Raw genomic sequence first — 16,144 nt, forward strand, 5'->3', positions numbered from 1 at the left:
ATAGAGTAAAAAACATTGATCGACCGTTACGATACACGCAACAGTCGATCAAAAGCAAATTTTCTTGTAATATACGTTATTCACCGAGGTTTATGCCCCGAGGAACGGCTCCACTTCACGACCCGGCATGAAGAGGCCGAGGCGCTTGATTTCCCATTCCAGCCGGATGCCCGACTTCTCGAACACGCGCCTGCGGATGGTTTCGCCGAGATATTCCAGATCGTAACCGGTCGCATGGCCGGTATTGATCATGAAATTGCAATGCAGCGACGACATCTGCGCGCCGCCAATAACCAGACCGCGACCGCCCGCCTCATCGATCAGTTCCCACGCGGAATGACCTTCGGGATTCTTGAAGGTGGAACCACCGGTCTGCTCGCGGATCGGCTGCACTGTTTCGCGGTGGTGGCGCACGGCATCCATATCGGCGCGGATTTTCGCCTTGTCTTCCGGATAACCCTCAAACAGCGCGCCGGTAAAGATCAGGTCCTTGTCGGCGTCGGAATGGCGATAGCTATAGCCCATATCCGCGTTGGAAAGCACATGCTGGTTGCCCTGACGGTCGACCGCATAGACCTCCACAACACGTTCGCGCGTCTCGCCGCCATTGGCGCCGGCATTCATGCGCAGCGCACCACCGATGGAGCCGGGAATGCCGTAATAGAAATGGAAGCCGCCAATGCCATTGTCCATGGCCATGGCCGCAATATGCTTGTCCGGGCAGATCGCGCCCGTCTTGATGCGGTTTTCACCGGCAAGCTCCACCTGGCCGAACCCCTTGGCCGACAGACGGACGACAACGCCCGGAATGCCGCCATCACGCACCAGAAGGTTCGAGCCGACGCCGACCACGGTCAAGGGCACGTCTTCCGGCAGAATTTTCAGGAAGGCGATCAGATCGTCCGTATCGTGCGGCTGGAACATGACTTCAGCAAGACCGCCGGCTCTGAACCACGTCACGCGGTCCATGGGCGCATCCGGTGTCAGACGTCCCCGCAATTCCTTTACCCCGTCGCCGAGCCTCCCCAGCAATTTAACCCCATCGACCTGTCTCATTCAGACTTTCCCGATATGCTCTTCAATTCCGAAGGCAGTACTGCTGCCCATTGCGTGATATTTCCAGCCCCCAAGAGAACCACGAAATCACCCGGATTCGCAATGCCTGTAACCACTGAGGCGAGATCTTCCCGTTTCTCGAGAAAACGGGCGTCCCGGTGACCGGCGGCCTTGATGGCCGAAACCAGCGCTTCCGAGCTTGCGCCCTCGATCGGATCTTCGCCCGCGGCATAGACCGGAGCAAGGATAATCGTGTCGGCATCGTTAAAACAATGCGCGAAATCGTCGAAAAGGCTGGAAAGGCGGCTGTATCGGTGCGGCTGGTGCACGGCGATGATACGGCCCTTGCACGCCTCCCGCGCCGCCCTCAGCACAGCTTTGATCTCCACCGGATGGTGACCGTAGTCGTCAAAAACCTGCACCCCATTGGCTTCGCCCGTCAGCGTGAAGCGCCGCTTGACGCCGCCGAAGGAGGCAAGGCCCTTCTTGATGTCGGCTTCCGAAATGCCGAGACGATTGGCAACGGCAATCGCCGCCGTCGCATTCGAGACATTATGGCGGCCGGGCATCGGCAGGACGAGGTCCTTGAAGGAGAATATCCTGCCGGTGCGGCGACGGCGGATTTCCACATCGAACACCGAGCGCGTGCCGTCGATGCGCACATTCGAAAAACGCACGTCGGCCTGCGGGTTTTCGCCGTAGGTGATGACCTTACGGTCCTCGATCCGGCCGACCAGCGCCTGCACTTCAGGGTGATCGAGGCACATGACACCGAAACCGTAGAACGGCACGTTCTCGACGAATTGTCGGAAAGCCGCGCGCACGGCATCGAAATTTCCATAATGATCCAGATGTTCCGGATCGATATTGGTGATGACGGCCACATCGGCTGGAAGTTTCAGGAAGGTGCCGTCGGATTCGTCCGCTTCCACCACCATCCACTCACCCTCGCCCATGCGGGCATTGGTGCCGTAAGCATTGATGATGCCGCCATTGATCACGGTCGGATCGAGATTGCCGGCTTCCAGCAGCGTCGCGACCATGGAGGTGGTCGTGGTCTTGCCATGGGTGCCGCCAATGGCGATGGCATTACGGAAACGCATCAGCTCGGCCAGCATTTCGGCTCGGCGAACGATCGGCAGATGCTTTTCACGCGCCGCGATCAGTTCCGGATTGTTCTTCTTGATGGCGGTGGAAACGACCACCACCTCGGCATCGCCGATATTGTCAGCCGTGTGACCGACAAAAACCTCGATGCCCTTGTCGCGCAGGCGCTGCACATTGGCGCTTTCGGCCTGATCCGACCCCTGCACGCGATGGCCGAGATTGTGAAGCACTTCGGCAATGCCGCTCATGCCGATCCCGCCTATGCCGATGAAATGCACAAGGCCTATGGCTTTCGGCATCTTCATGCCCCAACTCCTTCATTCTTCTTCTTGAATTCCTGTACAGACCGGCCTTCGGCGATCGCCTCCACCAGATCGGCCAGCACATCCGCCGCATGGGGCTTGCCGGTCGCCTTGGCCGCTGCTGCCGTTGCCGAAAGACGATCCGGCTCGGCAAGCGCCGACGACAGCAGGCTGGAAAGCTTCTGCGGCGACAGGTCCGCCTGCTTGATGACGCTTGCCCCGCCCGCCGCCGAAAGTGCGGCCGCATTCGCCGCCTGATCATGATCCAGCGCATGGGGATAGGGCACGAGGATCGATGGTCGGCCGATCACCGAAAGCTCCGATACCGTCGAGGCGCCCGAGCGACTGATGACGAGATCGGCCTCACCGATACGCGAGGCCATGTCGCCGAAGAAGGGCGAAACGTCAGCCTTCACACCAAGCTTCTGATAGGAGGCGATGACGCTGTCCTTGTCTTCGGGGCGCGCCTGCTGGGTCACGACGATACGTTTGCGCTGCTCATCCTTCATCAGGCAGATCGCGGCCGGAACGGCGCTGGAAAAGAACTGCGCGCCCTGGCTGCCGCCGAAAACCACAAGCTGGAAAGTCTCGCCCGTCTGTGAGGGCGTATAGGGTATCTCCGATGCCGCCAGCACCGCCGGGCGCACCGGATTGCCTGTTGCCACCGTCTTGTCGGAATATTGGCCGTTGGCGGGCGGCAGGAAACCGCCGGCAATCGCCTTCACGCGTCCGGCGAGCGCCTTGTTGGCGCGGCCCATCACCGCATTCTGCTCGTGAATGATCGAGGGAACGCCAAGTCCGGTGGAGGCCAGAAGCGGCGGCACGGTGGGATAACCGCCGAAACCGACAACCGCGACCGGCTTCAGTTTCGTCACCAGCCGGCGGGCGGCACGCAGGCCCACCCACAGCTTCCAGAGCGAACGCACGACCGAAATCGGGTTCTTCGAGCCGATGGTGGCCGATGGCACAACGTGAATTTCATCGGCCGGAAACTTGCCGGCATAACGCTCGGCACGGCTGTCGGTGACGAGATGCACCTGATAACCACGCGCCTTCAGCGTATGCGCTAAGGCCTCTGCCGGAAACACATGGCCGCCGGTTCCCCCGGCGGCAAGCAGAACAATACCCTTGCTCATGATCGTTTACTCCGCAGGAACGCCGGAACCGACACGGAAGAAGCTGCGCTCCTGCGCCCGCTTTTCAGGTCTGTGGCGTGTCAGCGCCAGAAGGAAACCGGCGGTCACGCAGATCGCCATCATCGACGAACCGCCATAGGAGATTAGCGGCAGCGTCATGCCCTTGGCGGGCATCAGCTCCAGATTGACGCCGATATTGATCATCGACTGCATGCCGATTTGAAGCACTAGACCGGCCACGGCAAAACGGCAGAAATCGTCCTTCTCCTTGAAGGCGTGCGACAGGCCGCGCAGCACGATGAAGGCAAAGATGGCGACAAGGAACATGCAGAAAACGATGCCGAACTCTTCCGCCGCCACCGAGAAGATGAAGTCGGTATGGCTATCGGGAATGATACGTTTGACGATACCTTCGCCCGGTCCGCGCCCGAACCAGTCGCCGCGAATGATCGCCTCGCGTGCGGTATCAACCTGGAACGTATCGCCCTCACCCGTCCAAAACCGGTCGATACGGCCCGCGACGTGCGGCAACATGAGATAGGCTGTAATAATGCCGCCGACGCCGAGGCCGCCGAGCATGATGATCCAGAACCACGGCACGCCCGCCATGAAGAACATGCCGCCCCAGACCACCGATGTCAGGATCGTCTGACCGAAGTCCGGCTGGGCGATCAGAAGTGCAGCTACGATGCCGAATGTGATGATGGCGAAGAGATTGCCTGGAATTTCCGGGTGGCGTGCCCGCTCCGCAAAGAGCCAGGCGCAGACGATGACGAAGGCTGGCTTCATGAATTCCGAAGGCTGGATCGAGAATGTGCCGATGGAAATCCAGCGCCGCGCGCCCTTGACCTCGATGCCGAAGAACAGCGCGAAGATCATCATCAGCAGCGACGCGATCAGCATGATGACCGCCACACGGCGCACCTGGCGCGGTGACAGGAAGGAAAGGCCGACCATGATCGCCAGCGACGGCACCATGAACATCGCCTGACGCTCAACGAAGAAGAAGCTGTTGAGACCGATGCGCTCGGCAACCGCCGGCGACGCCGCAAAGGATAGCATCAGCCCGATGCCCATCAGCGCGATGAACGCCGCCAGAAAGAAACGGTCGATGGTCCAGAACCATTCCGCGACCGGACCGCGATCAACTCGGCTTACCATGGCCTTCAGTCCCCTTTTCCAGAGTGAACGAGCATCGTCATGCCATCGAGCGCCGCAACCTGCGCGACAAACGAATCACCTCTGATTTCAAAGTTCTTATATTGATCGAAGCTTGCGCAAGCCGGGGACAACATCACGATATTGCCGGCTGTCGCATCTTTTTCCGCATCCGCCGCCGCATGCTGCACGGCTTTGTCCAGCGTGCCGGATATTTCGTACGGCACCGCTTCGCCGAGCGTCGCTGCAAATTCCGCCGCCGCCTCGCCGATCAGATAGGCCTTGGCGATGCGCGGGAAGAGCGGCGCAAGGCTGGCAATACCGCCGGCCTTCGGCAGACCGCCCGCAATCCAGTAGATGCGTTCATAGCTCGACAAGGCCGGTGCTGCCGCATCGGCATTGGTGGCCTTGCTGTCATTGACGAAAGTGACATTGCCGCGCCGGCCCACCGGCTGCATGCGGTGCTTGAGGCCGGGGAAGGACTTGAGACCGGCGCGAACGTCTTCTTCGGAAACGCCGACCGCGAGGCAGGCGGCAATCGCTGCCGCTGCATTCTGGGCATTGTGGCTGCCGCGCAGGGTCTGGATACCATCAAGATCGACCAGCAACGAAGACGTGCCGCCATGCGCCCTGAATATCCGGCTGCCTTCGGCATAGAGACCTTCGGAAACGACATTGCGCTTGGAGATGCGCTCCACCTTGACGCCGGCGCGTTCGATACGGTCGGCAATCAGCGTCGAATAGCTGTCGTCAACACCGACGATGGCAGTGCCACTGCCGGCAACCAGCCGTTCCTTGACGTCGGCATAGTGCTGCATCGTACCGTGCCGGTCGAGATGATCAGGCGTCAGATTGAGCAGGATACCGGCGGTCGGATTGATCGTCGGCGCGAGATCGATCTGGTAGGACGAGCATTCCAACACGTAGAAACGTTGCGCCTTCGGCGGATCGAGGCTCAGCACCGCCGTGCCGATATTGCCGCCGAGCTGCGTATCGCGGCCCGAAGCCTTGAGAATATGGGCAATCAGCGCCGTCGTCGTCGATTTTCCGTTGGTGCCGGTAATCGCGATGAAAGGGCAATCCGGTGCATGCGCGCGCCGCTCGCGGATGAAAAGCTCGATATCGCCAATGATCTCGACGCCGGCAGCCTTCGCTAGGTCTACCGACCAGTGCGGCTTCGGATGCGTCAGGGGCACGCCCGGCGCCAGTACGAAGGAGGAAACGGAAGACCAGTCGATCGCGTGGAGGTCAGCAGTCGCAATACCCTCAGCCTCGGCCTTGGCGACGCTGTCGGGATTGTCGTCGAAAGCCACGACATCAGCACCGCCGGCTACCAGCGCCCGCGCGGTGACGAGACCGGAACCGCCAAGCCCGAAGAGAGCCACCTTCTTACCCCTAAACGACGTGACCGGGATCATCGCTCACCTCAGCTTCAGGGTGGCGAGGCCGAGCAGCGCAAGGCCCACGGAGATGATCCAGAAACGGATGACCACCTGGCTTTCCGTCCAGCCTTTTTTCTCGAAATGGTGATGGATCGGCGCCATCAGGAAAACGCGTCTGCCGGTGCGCTTGAACCAGAAGACCTGGATGATGACCGACAGCGTTTCCATGACGAACAGACCACCGACGATGACCATGACGATCTCGTGTTTGGTGGCGACGGCGATGGAGCCGATGAGACCGCCAAGCGCCAAAGAACCCGTATCACCCATGAAAATGGCGGCGGGCGGCGCGTTGAACCACAGGAAGCCAAGGCCCGCGCCAATGACCGCGCCGACGATGACGGCCAATTCACCCGTGCCGGGCACGAAATTGATCTGCAGGTAATTGGCAAAAACCGCGTTACCGGCGAGATAGGCGATCACGCCGAAGGTGGCGGCGGCGATCATGACCGGCACGATGGCAAGACCATCGAGACCATCGGTCAGGTTCACCGCATTGCCCGCGCCGACGATGACAAACGCGCCGAACAGCACGAAGAAATAACCGAGATTGATCACGAATTCCTTGAAGAAAGGAAAGGCGATGGAGCTGCCGAGCGTGCCGCCATGCGGTGCGGAGGCCAGCGCCATTTTCATCATGAAGAACACGGCAATCGCCGCGATCAGGAATTCGATGCCGAGACGGGCCTTGCCGGAGAAACCCTTGTCGCTCTGCTTCGTTACTTTCAGATAATCGTCGTAAAAGCCGATGGCGCCGAAACCGAGCGTCACCATCAGAACGGCAACGACATAGACATTCGACAGGTCACCCCAGAGCAGCGAACCGCCGAGAATGCCGGCGAGGATCATCAAGCCACCCATGGTCGGCGTGCCGGCCTTCTTGAAATGCGTCTGCGGTCCGTCCGCGCGGATCGGCTGGCCCTTGCCCTGGCGCACGCGCAGCGAGTTGATGATCGCCGGTCCGAACAGGAAGACGATCAACGCAGAGGTGAACATTGCAGCACCCGCCCGGAAGGTGATGTACCGGAACAGGTTGAAGATTTGAATTTTATCCGACAGTTCGACGAGCCAGATCAGCATAATTGCCCTTTCAAAAGGCTATTTCAGACTTGGCGTTCCGTCTCGGGGAATGCCGGATACTTGTCAAGCAGGGCGGCGACAATCTTGCCGAAACCGAGGCCAAGTGACGATTTTACCATCAGCGCGTCTCCCGGTTGCACCCATTGCAGGGCGAAATCGGTGAGCTCGGCCGTCGTCGGGAACCAGATGACGGTGACGCTATCAGGCAACGCGTCGCGCAATGCGGCCATCGCCTCTCCCGCAAGCCAGACATGTTCGATACCGGCCGCGAGCAATGGTCCGGCCAGTTCCTCATGCAGCTGCGCCGAAAACTCGCCCATCTCCAGCATGTCGCCTAAAACAGCGACGCGACGGCCATGGCCCTGCGTCGGCGTTTCCGCCAGCACGGCAATCGACGCCCGCATGGAGGCGGGATTGGCGTTGTAGCTTTCATCGATCAGCAGGAAGGAGCCGCCGTTGATCTGAAGGTGGTGACGCTGGCCGCGCCCCTTCACCGCCTCAAGCGATCCAAGCACCTCGAAGGCGCGATCAAGATTGGCGCCCGTGATCGCCACGGCGCCGAGCACCGCCATCGCATTGTCTGCAATATGCCGGCCGGGAATGTTGAGATGCAGCTCGCTGGTTTCGCCATTGAGGATCGCCCAGATCGTCGAACCGGTCGTTGTGCTCTCAAAATCGGCCAAGCGGAAATCGGCCTTGGCGTGCTGGCCGAAGGTGAGGATATGTTCGATACCCTGTTCCTGCGCCGCCTCTTCCAGCTGTTCGAACTGGGCGTTATCTCGGTTGAGGATGACCGAACCACCTTCTTCCACGCCTTCGAAAATCTCCGCCTTGGCGGCGGCGATCTCTTCGATATTCTTGAAATTGCCGAGATGGGCTGCCGCGATGGTCGTGATGATCGCCACATGCGGGCGCACCATCTTCACCAGCGGCCGGATTTCGCCGGAATGGTTCATGCCGATTTCGAACACGCCGAATTCCGTATCGGCAGGCATCCGTGCGAGCGTCAGCGGCACGCCCCAATGGTTGTTGAAGGACGCCACCGCCGCATGCACCCGGCCCGAAGGGGCCAGAGCCTGCCGCAGCATTTCCTTGGTCGTTGTCTTGCCCACCGAACCGGTCACCGCGATGATGCGCGCCGACGTTCTTTCGCGCGCGGCAAGGGCAAGCTTGCCAAGGGCTGCGAGCACATCTTCCACCACGATCATCGGCACGGTCAGACGACCGAGCGCCGGCAGCTTGGCTTCGGCAACGACCAGAAGTCCTGCCCCATTCGCAACCGCGAAACTCGTATAGTCGTGACCGTCCACCCGATCACCCTTGATGGCGAAGAACGCTTCGCCCGATTTGACCGTCCGGCTGTCGATGGAAATGCCGGTGATTCCGGTCGGCAGGTTGCCCACGGGGCGTCCTGCCGTGATGGCGATCATGTCGGCGACTGTCCATAACCAGCTCAAATCTTCGATCCTTCCAGCCCTGCCAGTGCAGAGCGCACCTGTTCATGATCGGAAAACGGCAGCGTCACGGAACCGACGATCTGCCCTTCTTCGTGCCCCTTGCCCGCGACGATTAGCGTATCGCCATGTGACAGCATCGACACCGCATGACGGATTGCCTCTGCCCGGTCGCCGATTTCCAACGCGCCAGCGGCGGCCGCCATCACCTCGGAGCGGATCGTTGCGGCGTCTTCCGAGCGCGGATTATCGTCCGTGACGATGACGACGTCGGAAAGCCGCGTCGCCACCTCGCCCATGATCGGGCGCTTGCCCTTGTCGCGGTCGCCGCCACAGCCGAAAACGGTGATGATGCGGCCCGAGGTGAAGGGCCGCACGGAGGTCAGCACATTTTCCAGCGCATCCGGCTTGTGGGCATAATCCACATAGGCAAGCGCGCCATTTTTCGTCTGGCCCACGAGTTCCAAACGACCGGCGGCGCCGATCAACTTTTCGAGCGCCTTCAGCGCCGTTGCCGCAGGAACACCCGTGGACATGGCGAGACCGGCAGCGACCAGCGCGTTAGCCACCTGGAAATCACCCGCGAGCGGGATGTCGACTTCATGGATGACACCGTCATGATGCACTTCGACCATCTGCTTATGACGAAAGTGCTCGACGCGCTTCAAAGTGAGATACTGGCCGTTGCGACCGACGGTGCGGACATCGAGACCTGCTTCCTGCGCTGCCCGGATCGCTTTGTCCGACCATGGGTCGTCGGCGAAGATCACGGCGGGAGCCCCTTTTTCCATCAGCGTATCGAAAAGCCGCATCTTCGCGGCCATGTAATCCTCGACGGTCGGATGGTAATCCATGTGATCGCGGCCAAGATTGGTGAAGCCGGCGGCAGACAGGTGGACGCCATCAAGGCGGCGCTGGTCAAGACCGTGGCTGGACGCTTCCATCGCAGCATGGGTGACGCCCTCGTCCGCAAGCTCGGCCAGAAGCGCATGCAGCGTTACCGGATCGGGCGTCGTCAGCGCGCCGTAATCCTCGCGGCCAGGAGCAATGACGCCGGTCGTGCCGATCTGGGCTGCGGCATGGCCAGCGAAAGCCCAGATTTGCCGTACAAAGGAAGCAACCGAGGTCTTTCCTGCGGTACCGGTAACGGCGACCATTATTTCCGGTTGTTTTCCATAAAAGCGGGAGGCCGCAAGGGAGAGATAAAGGCGTGGGTCGGTGACGACCAGAACCGGCACGTCGGCTTCCACCGCGTGCCCGGAAACAACGGCAACGGCCCCCTTGGCAACCGCGTCCTTCACATAGGTCGTACCATCGGCCTTGGTGCCAGAAACCGCAACGAACAGGCTGCCCGGCGCAGCCTTGCGGCTGTCTGCGGTGATCCCCCCGATTTCAATCGCCCCGATCTCAGACAGGAGCAATTCCTTCAATTCCGGAAACGCATTTCCGGATATATCTCGCAAATTCATCGACTGTGTCCGTCTTGTCCCCCCGGCGCGAATCGCCGGAACATCATAAGCTAACAATCAATAAGACACGAGCAAGGCCGAGCCATCCTTGCCGAACTTCGGCTTCACGCCCAGTACGGCCGCCGTGCGACTGATGATATCGTGCACCATCGGGGCTGCAGACGTGCCGGCGAGCGCCGCGCCATTGCCCTTGTCCGTCTTCGGCTCGTCGATGAACGACAGCACGACATATTGCGGATCGTCCATTGGAAAGGCCGACAGGAAGGCGTTGAAGTTCTTGTCGTGCACGTAGCGGCCGTTGACGACCTTGTCGGCCGTACCGGTCTTGCCGCCGACGTTGAAACCATCGACACGCGCATTGCGGCCGGAACCGTTGACGCCGTTCCATTCGAAGAGGAAGCGCATATCCTTGCTGGCGCCAGGCTTCAACACCTGCTTTGCCACCTGATCCGCCTGTTCACGGGTGCGCGGCAGGAAGGTCGGTTCGATCAGTTTACCGCCATTGACGAGTGCCGCACCGGCAACCGCCGTCTGCAACGGCGTCGTGGAAACGCCATGGCCGAAGGAAATGGTGATGGAATTGATCTTCTTCCATTCGCGCGGCTGCGATGGCATCGCCACTTCTGGCAGTTCGGTGTGCATGCGGGTGAGAAGACCAAGCCGCGTCAGGAATTCCTTGTGGCCTTCGGTGCCAACAGTGTCGGCGATTTTCGCCGTACCGATGTTGGACGAATACTGAAAGATTTCCGGCACCGAGAGCATGCGGCCCTTGCCGTGGAAGTCCTTGATGGTGAAGCCGCCGATGCGGATCGGATAACGCGCATCGAAAGTGTCACCGAGATGGACACGGCCCGAATCGAGGCCCATGGCAATGGTGAAGGACTTGAAGGTGGAACCCATCTCGAACGTGCCGTTCGACATGCGGTTGAGCCAGCCTTCCTTGGCGCCTTCGGCCGGGTTGTTCGGATCGTAGTCCGGCACGGAGGCCATGGCGAGAACCTCGCCAGTATGCACATCCAGAACCACAGCGCCTGCGCCGATCGCACGAAATTTGGCAATGGCGGCGGTTACAACTTCACGCACGATGGACTGCACGCGCAGATCTATCGAAAGCTTCACCGGCTCCAGCGGCTGGTCGCTGGTCATGCCGAGCGCCGTCAGATCGGCCAGGCCCTGGCTATCGACGTAACGTTCCATGCCGGCAACGCCGCGATTGTCGATATTGACGTGTCCGACGACATGGGCGGCAGTCGGCCCGCCGGGATAAAAGCGGCGCTTTTCGGGGCGGAAGCCGATGCCGGGAATGCCGAGCGCCAGGATCTGGCTCTGCTGCTTCGGCGTCAGTTGGCGGCGCAGCCACTGGAAACGCGAGTTGGAGGTAAGCTTCTGATAGGTGCTGCGCTGGTCGAGATCCGGCAGGACGGTGCGCAGCTTCTCGATGGCCTCGTCGATATCGACAATGCGATGCGGCTCGGCAAACAGCGAGACGGTGCGAATATCGGTGGCCAGCACCTCGCCGTTGCGGTCGAGAAGATCGGGACGCGACGCCATCAGCCGGTCTGCGGGCGCGATGCTCGATACCGTTTCCTGTTCCGCCATGCCATATTGCACGAGACGGCCGCCGACGACGGCGTAAAATGCGACGAAGCCAAAAATGAGAAGGCCGACGCGGCTTTTCGCCTGCGCCGCGCGCTTCTTGCGCGCGCCTTCAAACGCCGCATGGTCGGTATGGATACCGGTGGTGCTGGCTGAAAAATGAGCCTTGCTCTTCAAAACCATGACGCGGGAGAGAAAAGACATCAGCGGTTCACCGATCCTGTTATGGTTTCATCCATATCGCCGGATTCATCGCCGGCGGCGGAAGCGACCGGCACAGGCGCCGGCGCCGGACGTGAAACGCGCGCACGGGGCGTGGGCACTGGAACGCCGTTTACGGCAATCTGGCCCGCGGGCGGCGATTTGGGCTTGGAAGCGCCACCCAGCGTGGCCCCCGGCTTCGAGCCGTTGACAGCGGCGGCGATGACATCCTCGACGCTCATTCCTTCAGGCTCGGGCGGCTGCGGCAATTGCGAGCGCAGCATCGGCAGTTCACGCGGCTGTGCCAATTGCGTCGGCAGGGTCGGCGAAAGACCAAGTTCGTCCTGATAGGCATTCACGAGCCGGTGCAAACGGTTCGGCTGCGTCAGCAGCGCCCAGTCGGCCCGCAGGAGATCAATCGTATCTTTCTCAAGCTTGATCTCGGCCTCCAGCTTGCGGACCTCTTCAAGCTTCAGATCGGCCTTGTGCTTGATCGAATAGGTCACGACCGCCGCAGCGACCATGACCCCCATCAAGATGACATCGAAAGTGCGCAGCATATCAGCCTCCCATCTTTTCAAGGCTGGCGAGATCGGGAAGCTCGAAAATCGAGAAATCTGCAGCACGCGCCGGTGCCGTGGTGCGCAGGCCCGCACGAAGCTTGGCCGAACGGGCCCGCGGATTAAGCTCCGCCTCCTCGTCGCTGGCGGCGATCATCGGCTTGCCGATATTCTCGAAAATGGCGGGCTTGTCCTCCACCATCGGCAGATGCCTCGAACCGGCGGCCTTGCCCGAACGGTAGGAGAAGAATTTTTTGACGATACGGTCTTCCAAAGAATGGAAGGTAACGACGACCAGCCGGCCGCCGGGCTTCAGAACCTGCTCGGCGGCAAACAAGGCCTGCGCCAGTTCGCCCAGCTCGTCATTGACGAAAACACGCAGCGCCTGGAACACCCGCGTTGCCGGGTGAATCTTGTCTTTGGCTTTCCGCGGCGTGACGATCTCGATCAGGCCCGCCAGGTCGCGGGTGGTGCGGAAGGGCTCTTCCGCCCGCTTCTTCTCGATGGCGCGGGCGATGCGACCCGGCTGCTTTTCTTCACCGAGAAAACCGAAAATGCGAATGAGATCGCCGACCTTCGCACGATTGACGACATCGGCGGCAGAAACGCCGGAACCCGACATGCGCATGTCGAGAGGGCCGTTCTTCTGAAAGGAGAAACCGCGTTCGGCCTCATCGATCTGCATGGAGGACACGCCAATATCGAGAACGACGCCATCGAGGCCGCTTTCGGGCGCATGTTTTGCGAGATCGGAAAATTGCGATTGAATAAGCGAAAGCCTGCCGCCATTGGCCGCGACCATCGCCTGGCCACCGGCGATCGCGGTGGGATCACGGTCCAGCGCGATGACATTTGCGCCCTGATCGAGGATGGCCTGGGTGTAGCCGCCGGCACCGAAAGTGCCATCCAGAATGACCTTGCCGGGGGCGGGTTCAAGCGCGGTGATGACTTCGCGAAGCAGCACAGGAATATGGCGCTGAGGTCCGCCATCGGCATCAGAAGATCGTCCGCCAGAATTCGCCGCCATTGACTGTCCCCGTCCTAGGCGGGGCGAGCAGCCGAAAAACCGCGCCCCGCTCTTGCTTCCGCCTGCGCCGCCAAAAACGCATCCGGTTGCCAAAGCTGAAAATGATCCGCCCGCCCGACGAAGGTGACCTCGGTGGAGATGCCGGTAAATTCCCGCACAAAATCCGTCACCATCAATCGACCTTCCTGGTCGAGCTTCATGAAAACACCGCCGCCGTGAACCAGCAGCGACATTGCGTTTGCCTGCGGCGAGAAGGCATCCATGGACGCAATCTGCCGCTCGTAGCGCTCCAGCAGATCCGGACCGCCGACGCTGATTGCCGGAAACGCAAAATCCTGGAGACAATAAAGCTCCTGAATGCCGCGCTTCACCAGCACCGAACGAAACGGAGACGGAACCGAAACGCGCCCCTTGGCGTCGATCCTGTTCGTCACGTTCGATAAAAAGCGGTCCATTACTCAACTCGCCAAAACCGCATGCCCCAAAGCGATTCATCCGCTCCGCAGCCGACACCGGTACGCACGACACATCGCCAAGCGCCAGGGCGACATGCCCTGCAGCAGCCCCTTGCAGGCTCCTCGAACGTTTCAGCGATTGCGGGTCAAAAACACGACCCAATGTGGTGTGCATTTGGGATACCATGGGACACTATGGGCGTCAATGGGATGAAGCCGGCACGATACCGACTTCGCATCGGAAATTCATAAGCCGTTAAGTTTAACGAATGGTTTACTTTGTGCGCGAAGACGGCGGCTTACCGGCACAAAAATTGTCTTAAACCGATAATTTTCCGGTTTAAAAACAATATGATGATGAGATTTTTTAGAAGTTTCACGTCGAAGACGGAAAAGGAAAATTCGCCAGTTGGCCTGTAAGCCGGGTTCTGTATGGCTCCGGTTTGACCCGGAACGTGGCAGCCATTCATCTGGGACGGCATTTGCATGCCGCCTCGCGCAACCCACCCGGATGACGGGCCTGGAAACCGGCTGTGAACGGGCTTTCGCCCATCCCGTGTCATCCCTATTCGGTCTTGCTCCCGGTGGGGTTTACCTTGCCGCCGCTGTTACCAGAAGCGCGGTGGGCTCTTACCCCACCCTTTCACCCTTACCATGCGGGTGCATGGCGGTTTGCTCTCTGTGGCACTTTCCCTGGGGTCGCCCCCGCCGGACGTTATCCGGCACCGTATTTCCGTGGAGCCCGGACTTTCCTCACCTTACCGTCTTTCGACATTGGTAAAGCGCGGCTGCCCGGCCAACTGGCTTGGGCTGCATAACCATGTTCCGCAGCGAAAGCCACCGAAAAGCGACGGCCAAGATCAAAGAAATGCGGGTTTGAAATCCGTCGAGAAGGCACCGTCGGCGATTTGCCCGTCCCGCAGCAGCAGGGCACCCAGCCGCCCGATCTCATCGGAACTCTTGGCCGCCGTACCGTTACCGCCGGTCAGAACCGCAATGTGCGGCGACGCAGTGAAGCCGATGGCCGGATAGCCGCTCTGCGTTTTGGAGACGACGCAGGCGGCCATCGAGATGCGCGAGCGATCAATGGAAGGCACCAGCCTGCCCACGATCTCCGAAAGATGGTCACGCACATTTTCGCGTCCGCCGGAGCGGAACCAGTCGCGGATTTCCGGGTCACTGCTGACCCTCTTGTCGTCGGGATCACCGCCGATCTTCAGGTAAAATTTGCCGTCGGGATACCGCACCGGCGGCAGGAGATAGATATGTTTCGTGGTATCACGCGGCTCATAGATGAGAGACGGCATGTCTGCATATTGAGCGAGATCGCCCTCATCTATCTCGAAGAAAGCGACGGTGCGGGCATAAACATCAAGCCCGACAGGCTGCGGCAGCAAATCCCTGGTGATCGAGAAGCCACCGGCCGCCACCAGCACCCGGTCTGCGGTATAAATCGCGCCAGAAACCGTCTGCACCGAGGCCCGGCCACGCTCTTCCCGCGTCGAGACGACGATATCGTCGATCAGCGTAACGCCAGCCTTTTCCGCGAGGATAGCCTGCGCTTTCACCAGCGCGCGCGGGTTGACGTAACCGGCATTGTCCTTTTCGAATAAACCTTCGCAACCCTGTTCGAAGGAGAAATAGGGAAAGCGGCTTTTCAGGCTCTGGTCATCAAGCAGTTCCGTGGAAACGCCGAGCCGAGCCGCTGCCTTGAGGACATCATCGACAAAAGGATTCGCACCGCCCCGCTGCGGCCCCACCATCAGGCAGCCGACCGGCGCATAAAACTCGACACCGCTGCGTGCGGCAATATCGGCATAACGCGCGATCGAACGGTTGGCGAGCAACGCCCAGTCGGCATCGCCATCGATGGTGCGGGTAATCCGCGCTTCATCGTAGTGGCTCGCGAAGACGCCTTGATGGGTTTTGATATCAGCAGGCTCAACGGGACCGATCAGCGCCACACCCTCCGCCGTTTCCGCCAGATGGCGGGCAGCGGCGGCCCCCATCATGCCTCGACCGACGACGATATAATTGAAATGTCCCGACATGCCGCCCTCTTTTCCCTTTCCGTTCAGCCGCATTCTTGTAGCTGTTTGCC

At 60.5% G+C, this 16,144-nt stretch carries 13 protein-coding genes and 1 other RNA gene; all 14 read right to left on the minus strand.

The window, feature by feature from the left end:
* Positions 1-90 precede the first annotated feature (90 nt).
* Complete coding sequence (murB, locus tag ACQZ48_RS08865; RefSeq protein WP_448728739.1) at positions 91-1,056, minus strand: UDP-N-acetylmuramate dehydrogenase; 966 nt, start codon at positions 1,054-1,056, stop codon at positions 91-93.
* A complete protein-coding gene (murC, locus tag ACQZ48_RS08870) occupies positions 1,053-2,468 on the minus strand; it encodes a UDP-N-acetylmuramate--L-alanine ligase (RefSeq protein WP_448728740.1) in 1,416 nt (471 codons plus the stop codon). The genes murB and murC overlap by 4 nt, the downstream gene beginning before the upstream one ends.
* Positions 2,465-3,601, minus strand: a complete 1,137-nt coding sequence (murG, locus tag ACQZ48_RS08875) for an undecaprenyldiphospho-muramoylpentapeptide beta-N-acetylglucosaminyltransferase (protein WP_191217555.1) — start codon at positions 3,599-3,601, stop codon at positions 2,465-2,467. Before murG ends, murC begins: the two co-directional genes overlap by 4 nt.
* Before the next feature lie 6 nt (positions 3,602-3,607).
* The gene (ftsW, locus tag ACQZ48_RS08880; RefSeq protein ID WP_077981673.1) at positions 3,608-4,762 is read right to left on the minus strand and encodes a putative lipid II flippase FtsW; all 1,155 of its coding nucleotides are present in this window, start codon (positions 4,760-4,762) and stop codon (positions 3,608-3,610) included.
* Between the two features lie 5 nt (positions 4,763-4,767).
* Positions 4,768-6,177: a UDP-N-acetylmuramoyl-L-alanine--D-glutamate ligase gene (gene murD, locus ACQZ48_RS08885; protein WP_191217553.1), complete on the minus strand. Its 1,410-nt coding sequence runs from the start codon at positions 6,175-6,177 to the stop codon at positions 4,768-4,770.
* A gap of 3 nt (positions 6,178-6,180) precedes the next feature.
* Positions 6,181-7,281 carry a phospho-N-acetylmuramoyl-pentapeptide-transferase gene (gene mraY / locus ACQZ48_RS08890; protein ID WP_003522196.1) on the minus strand — a complete coding sequence of 367 codons (1,101 nt, stop codon included), beginning with the start codon at positions 7,279-7,281 and terminating at the stop codon, positions 6,181-6,183.
* 23 nt (positions 7,282-7,304) lie between these two features.
* The gene (locus tag ACQZ48_RS08895) at positions 7,305-8,738 is read right to left on the minus strand and encodes a UDP-N-acetylmuramoylalanyl-D-glutamyl-2,6-diaminopimelate--D-alanyl-D-alanine ligase (protein ID WP_077981671.1); all 1,434 of its coding nucleotides are present in this window, start codon (positions 8,736-8,738) and stop codon (positions 7,305-7,307) included.
* Positions 8,735-10,204, minus strand: coding sequence for a UDP-N-acetylmuramoyl-L-alanyl-D-glutamate--2,6-diaminopimelate ligase (locus ACQZ48_RS08900; RefSeq protein WP_191217552.1), 1,470 nt, complete (start codon positions 10,202-10,204; stop codon positions 8,735-8,737). The genes ACQZ48_RS08895 and ACQZ48_RS08900 overlap by 4 nt, the downstream gene beginning before the upstream one ends.
* A gap of 57 nt (positions 10,205-10,261) precedes the next feature.
* Positions 10,262-12,004, minus strand: a complete 1,743-nt coding sequence (locus ACQZ48_RS08905) for a peptidoglycan D,D-transpeptidase FtsI family protein (protein WP_077981669.1) — start codon at positions 12,002-12,004, stop codon at positions 10,262-10,264.
* Complete coding sequence (ftsL, locus tag ACQZ48_RS08910; protein ID WP_077981668.1) at positions 12,004-12,561, minus strand: cell division protein FtsL; 558 nt, start codon at positions 12,559-12,561, stop codon at positions 12,004-12,006. The genes ACQZ48_RS08905 and ftsL overlap by 1 nt, the downstream gene beginning before the upstream one ends.
* A gap of 1 nt (position 12,562) precedes the next feature.
* Positions 12,563-13,588 carry a 16S rRNA (cytosine(1402)-N(4))-methyltransferase RsmH gene (gene rsmH / locus ACQZ48_RS08915; protein ID WP_448728741.1) on the minus strand — a complete coding sequence of 342 codons (1,026 nt, stop codon included), beginning with the start codon at positions 13,586-13,588 and terminating at the stop codon, positions 12,563-12,565.
* A gap of 14 nt (positions 13,589-13,602) precedes the next feature.
* Positions 13,603-14,043: a division/cell wall cluster transcriptional repressor MraZ gene (gene mraZ / locus ACQZ48_RS08920; protein ID WP_077981666.1), complete on the minus strand. Its 441-nt coding sequence runs from the start codon at positions 14,041-14,043 to the stop codon at positions 13,603-13,605.
* Between the two features lie 401 nt (positions 14,044-14,444).
* Positions 14,445-14,847, minus strand: an RNA gene (gene rnpB / locus ACQZ48_RS08925) — RNase P RNA component class A.
* 56 nt (positions 14,848-14,903) lie between these two features.
* Positions 14,904-16,094 carry an NAD(P)/FAD-dependent oxidoreductase gene (locus ACQZ48_RS08930; RefSeq protein WP_448728742.1) on the minus strand — a complete coding sequence of 397 codons (1,191 nt, stop codon included), beginning with the start codon at positions 16,092-16,094 and terminating at the stop codon, positions 14,904-14,906.
* Positions 16,095-16,144: the final 50 nt, after the last annotated feature.

The organism is Agrobacterium sp. 22-209-1, assembly GCF_053522485.1.

Coding starts and splice junctions, on each gene's coding strand:
- ACQZ48_RS08905 (WP_077981669.1), bottom strand. CDS start 12,004: ATGTCTTTTCTCTCCCGCGTCATGGTTTTGAAGAGCAAGGCTCATTTT.
- ACQZ48_RS08930 (WP_448728742.1), bottom strand. CDS start 16,094: ATGTCGGGACATTTCAATTATATCGTCGTCGGTCGAGGCATGATGGGG.
- murD (WP_191217553.1), bottom strand. CDS start 6,177: ATGATCCCGGTCACGTCGTTTAGGGGTAAGAAGGTGGCTCTCTTCGGG.
- mraY (WP_003522196.1), bottom strand. CDS start 7,281: ATGCTGATCTGGCTCGTCGAACTGTCGGATAAAATTCAAATCTTCAAC.
- murC (WP_448728740.1), bottom strand. CDS start 2,468: ATGAAGATGCCGAAAGCCATAGGCCTTGTGCATTTCATCGGCATAGGC.
- mraZ (WP_077981666.1), bottom strand. CDS start 14,043: ATGGACCGCTTTTTATCGAACGTGACGAACAGGATCGACGCCAAGGGG.
- ftsW (WP_077981673.1), bottom strand. CDS start 4,762: ATGGTAAGCCGAGTTGATCGCGGTCCGGTCGCGGAATGGTTCTGGACC.
- murG (WP_191217555.1), bottom strand. CDS start 3,601: ATGAGCAAGGGTATTGTTCTGCTTGCCGCCGGGGGAACCGGCGGCCAT.
- murB (WP_448728739.1), bottom strand. CDS start 1,056: ATGAGACAGGTCGATGGGGTTAAATTGCTGGGGAGGCTCGGCGACGGG.
- ftsL (WP_077981668.1), bottom strand. CDS start 12,561: ATGCTGCGCACTTTCGATGTCATCTTGATGGGGGTCATGGTCGCTGCG.
- rsmH (WP_448728741.1), bottom strand. CDS start 13,588: ATGGCGGCGAATTCTGGCGGACGATCTTCTGATGCCGATGGCGGACCT.
- ACQZ48_RS08900 (WP_191217552.1), bottom strand. CDS start 10,204: ATGAATTTGCGAGATATATCCGGAAATGCGTTTCCGGAATTGAAGGAA.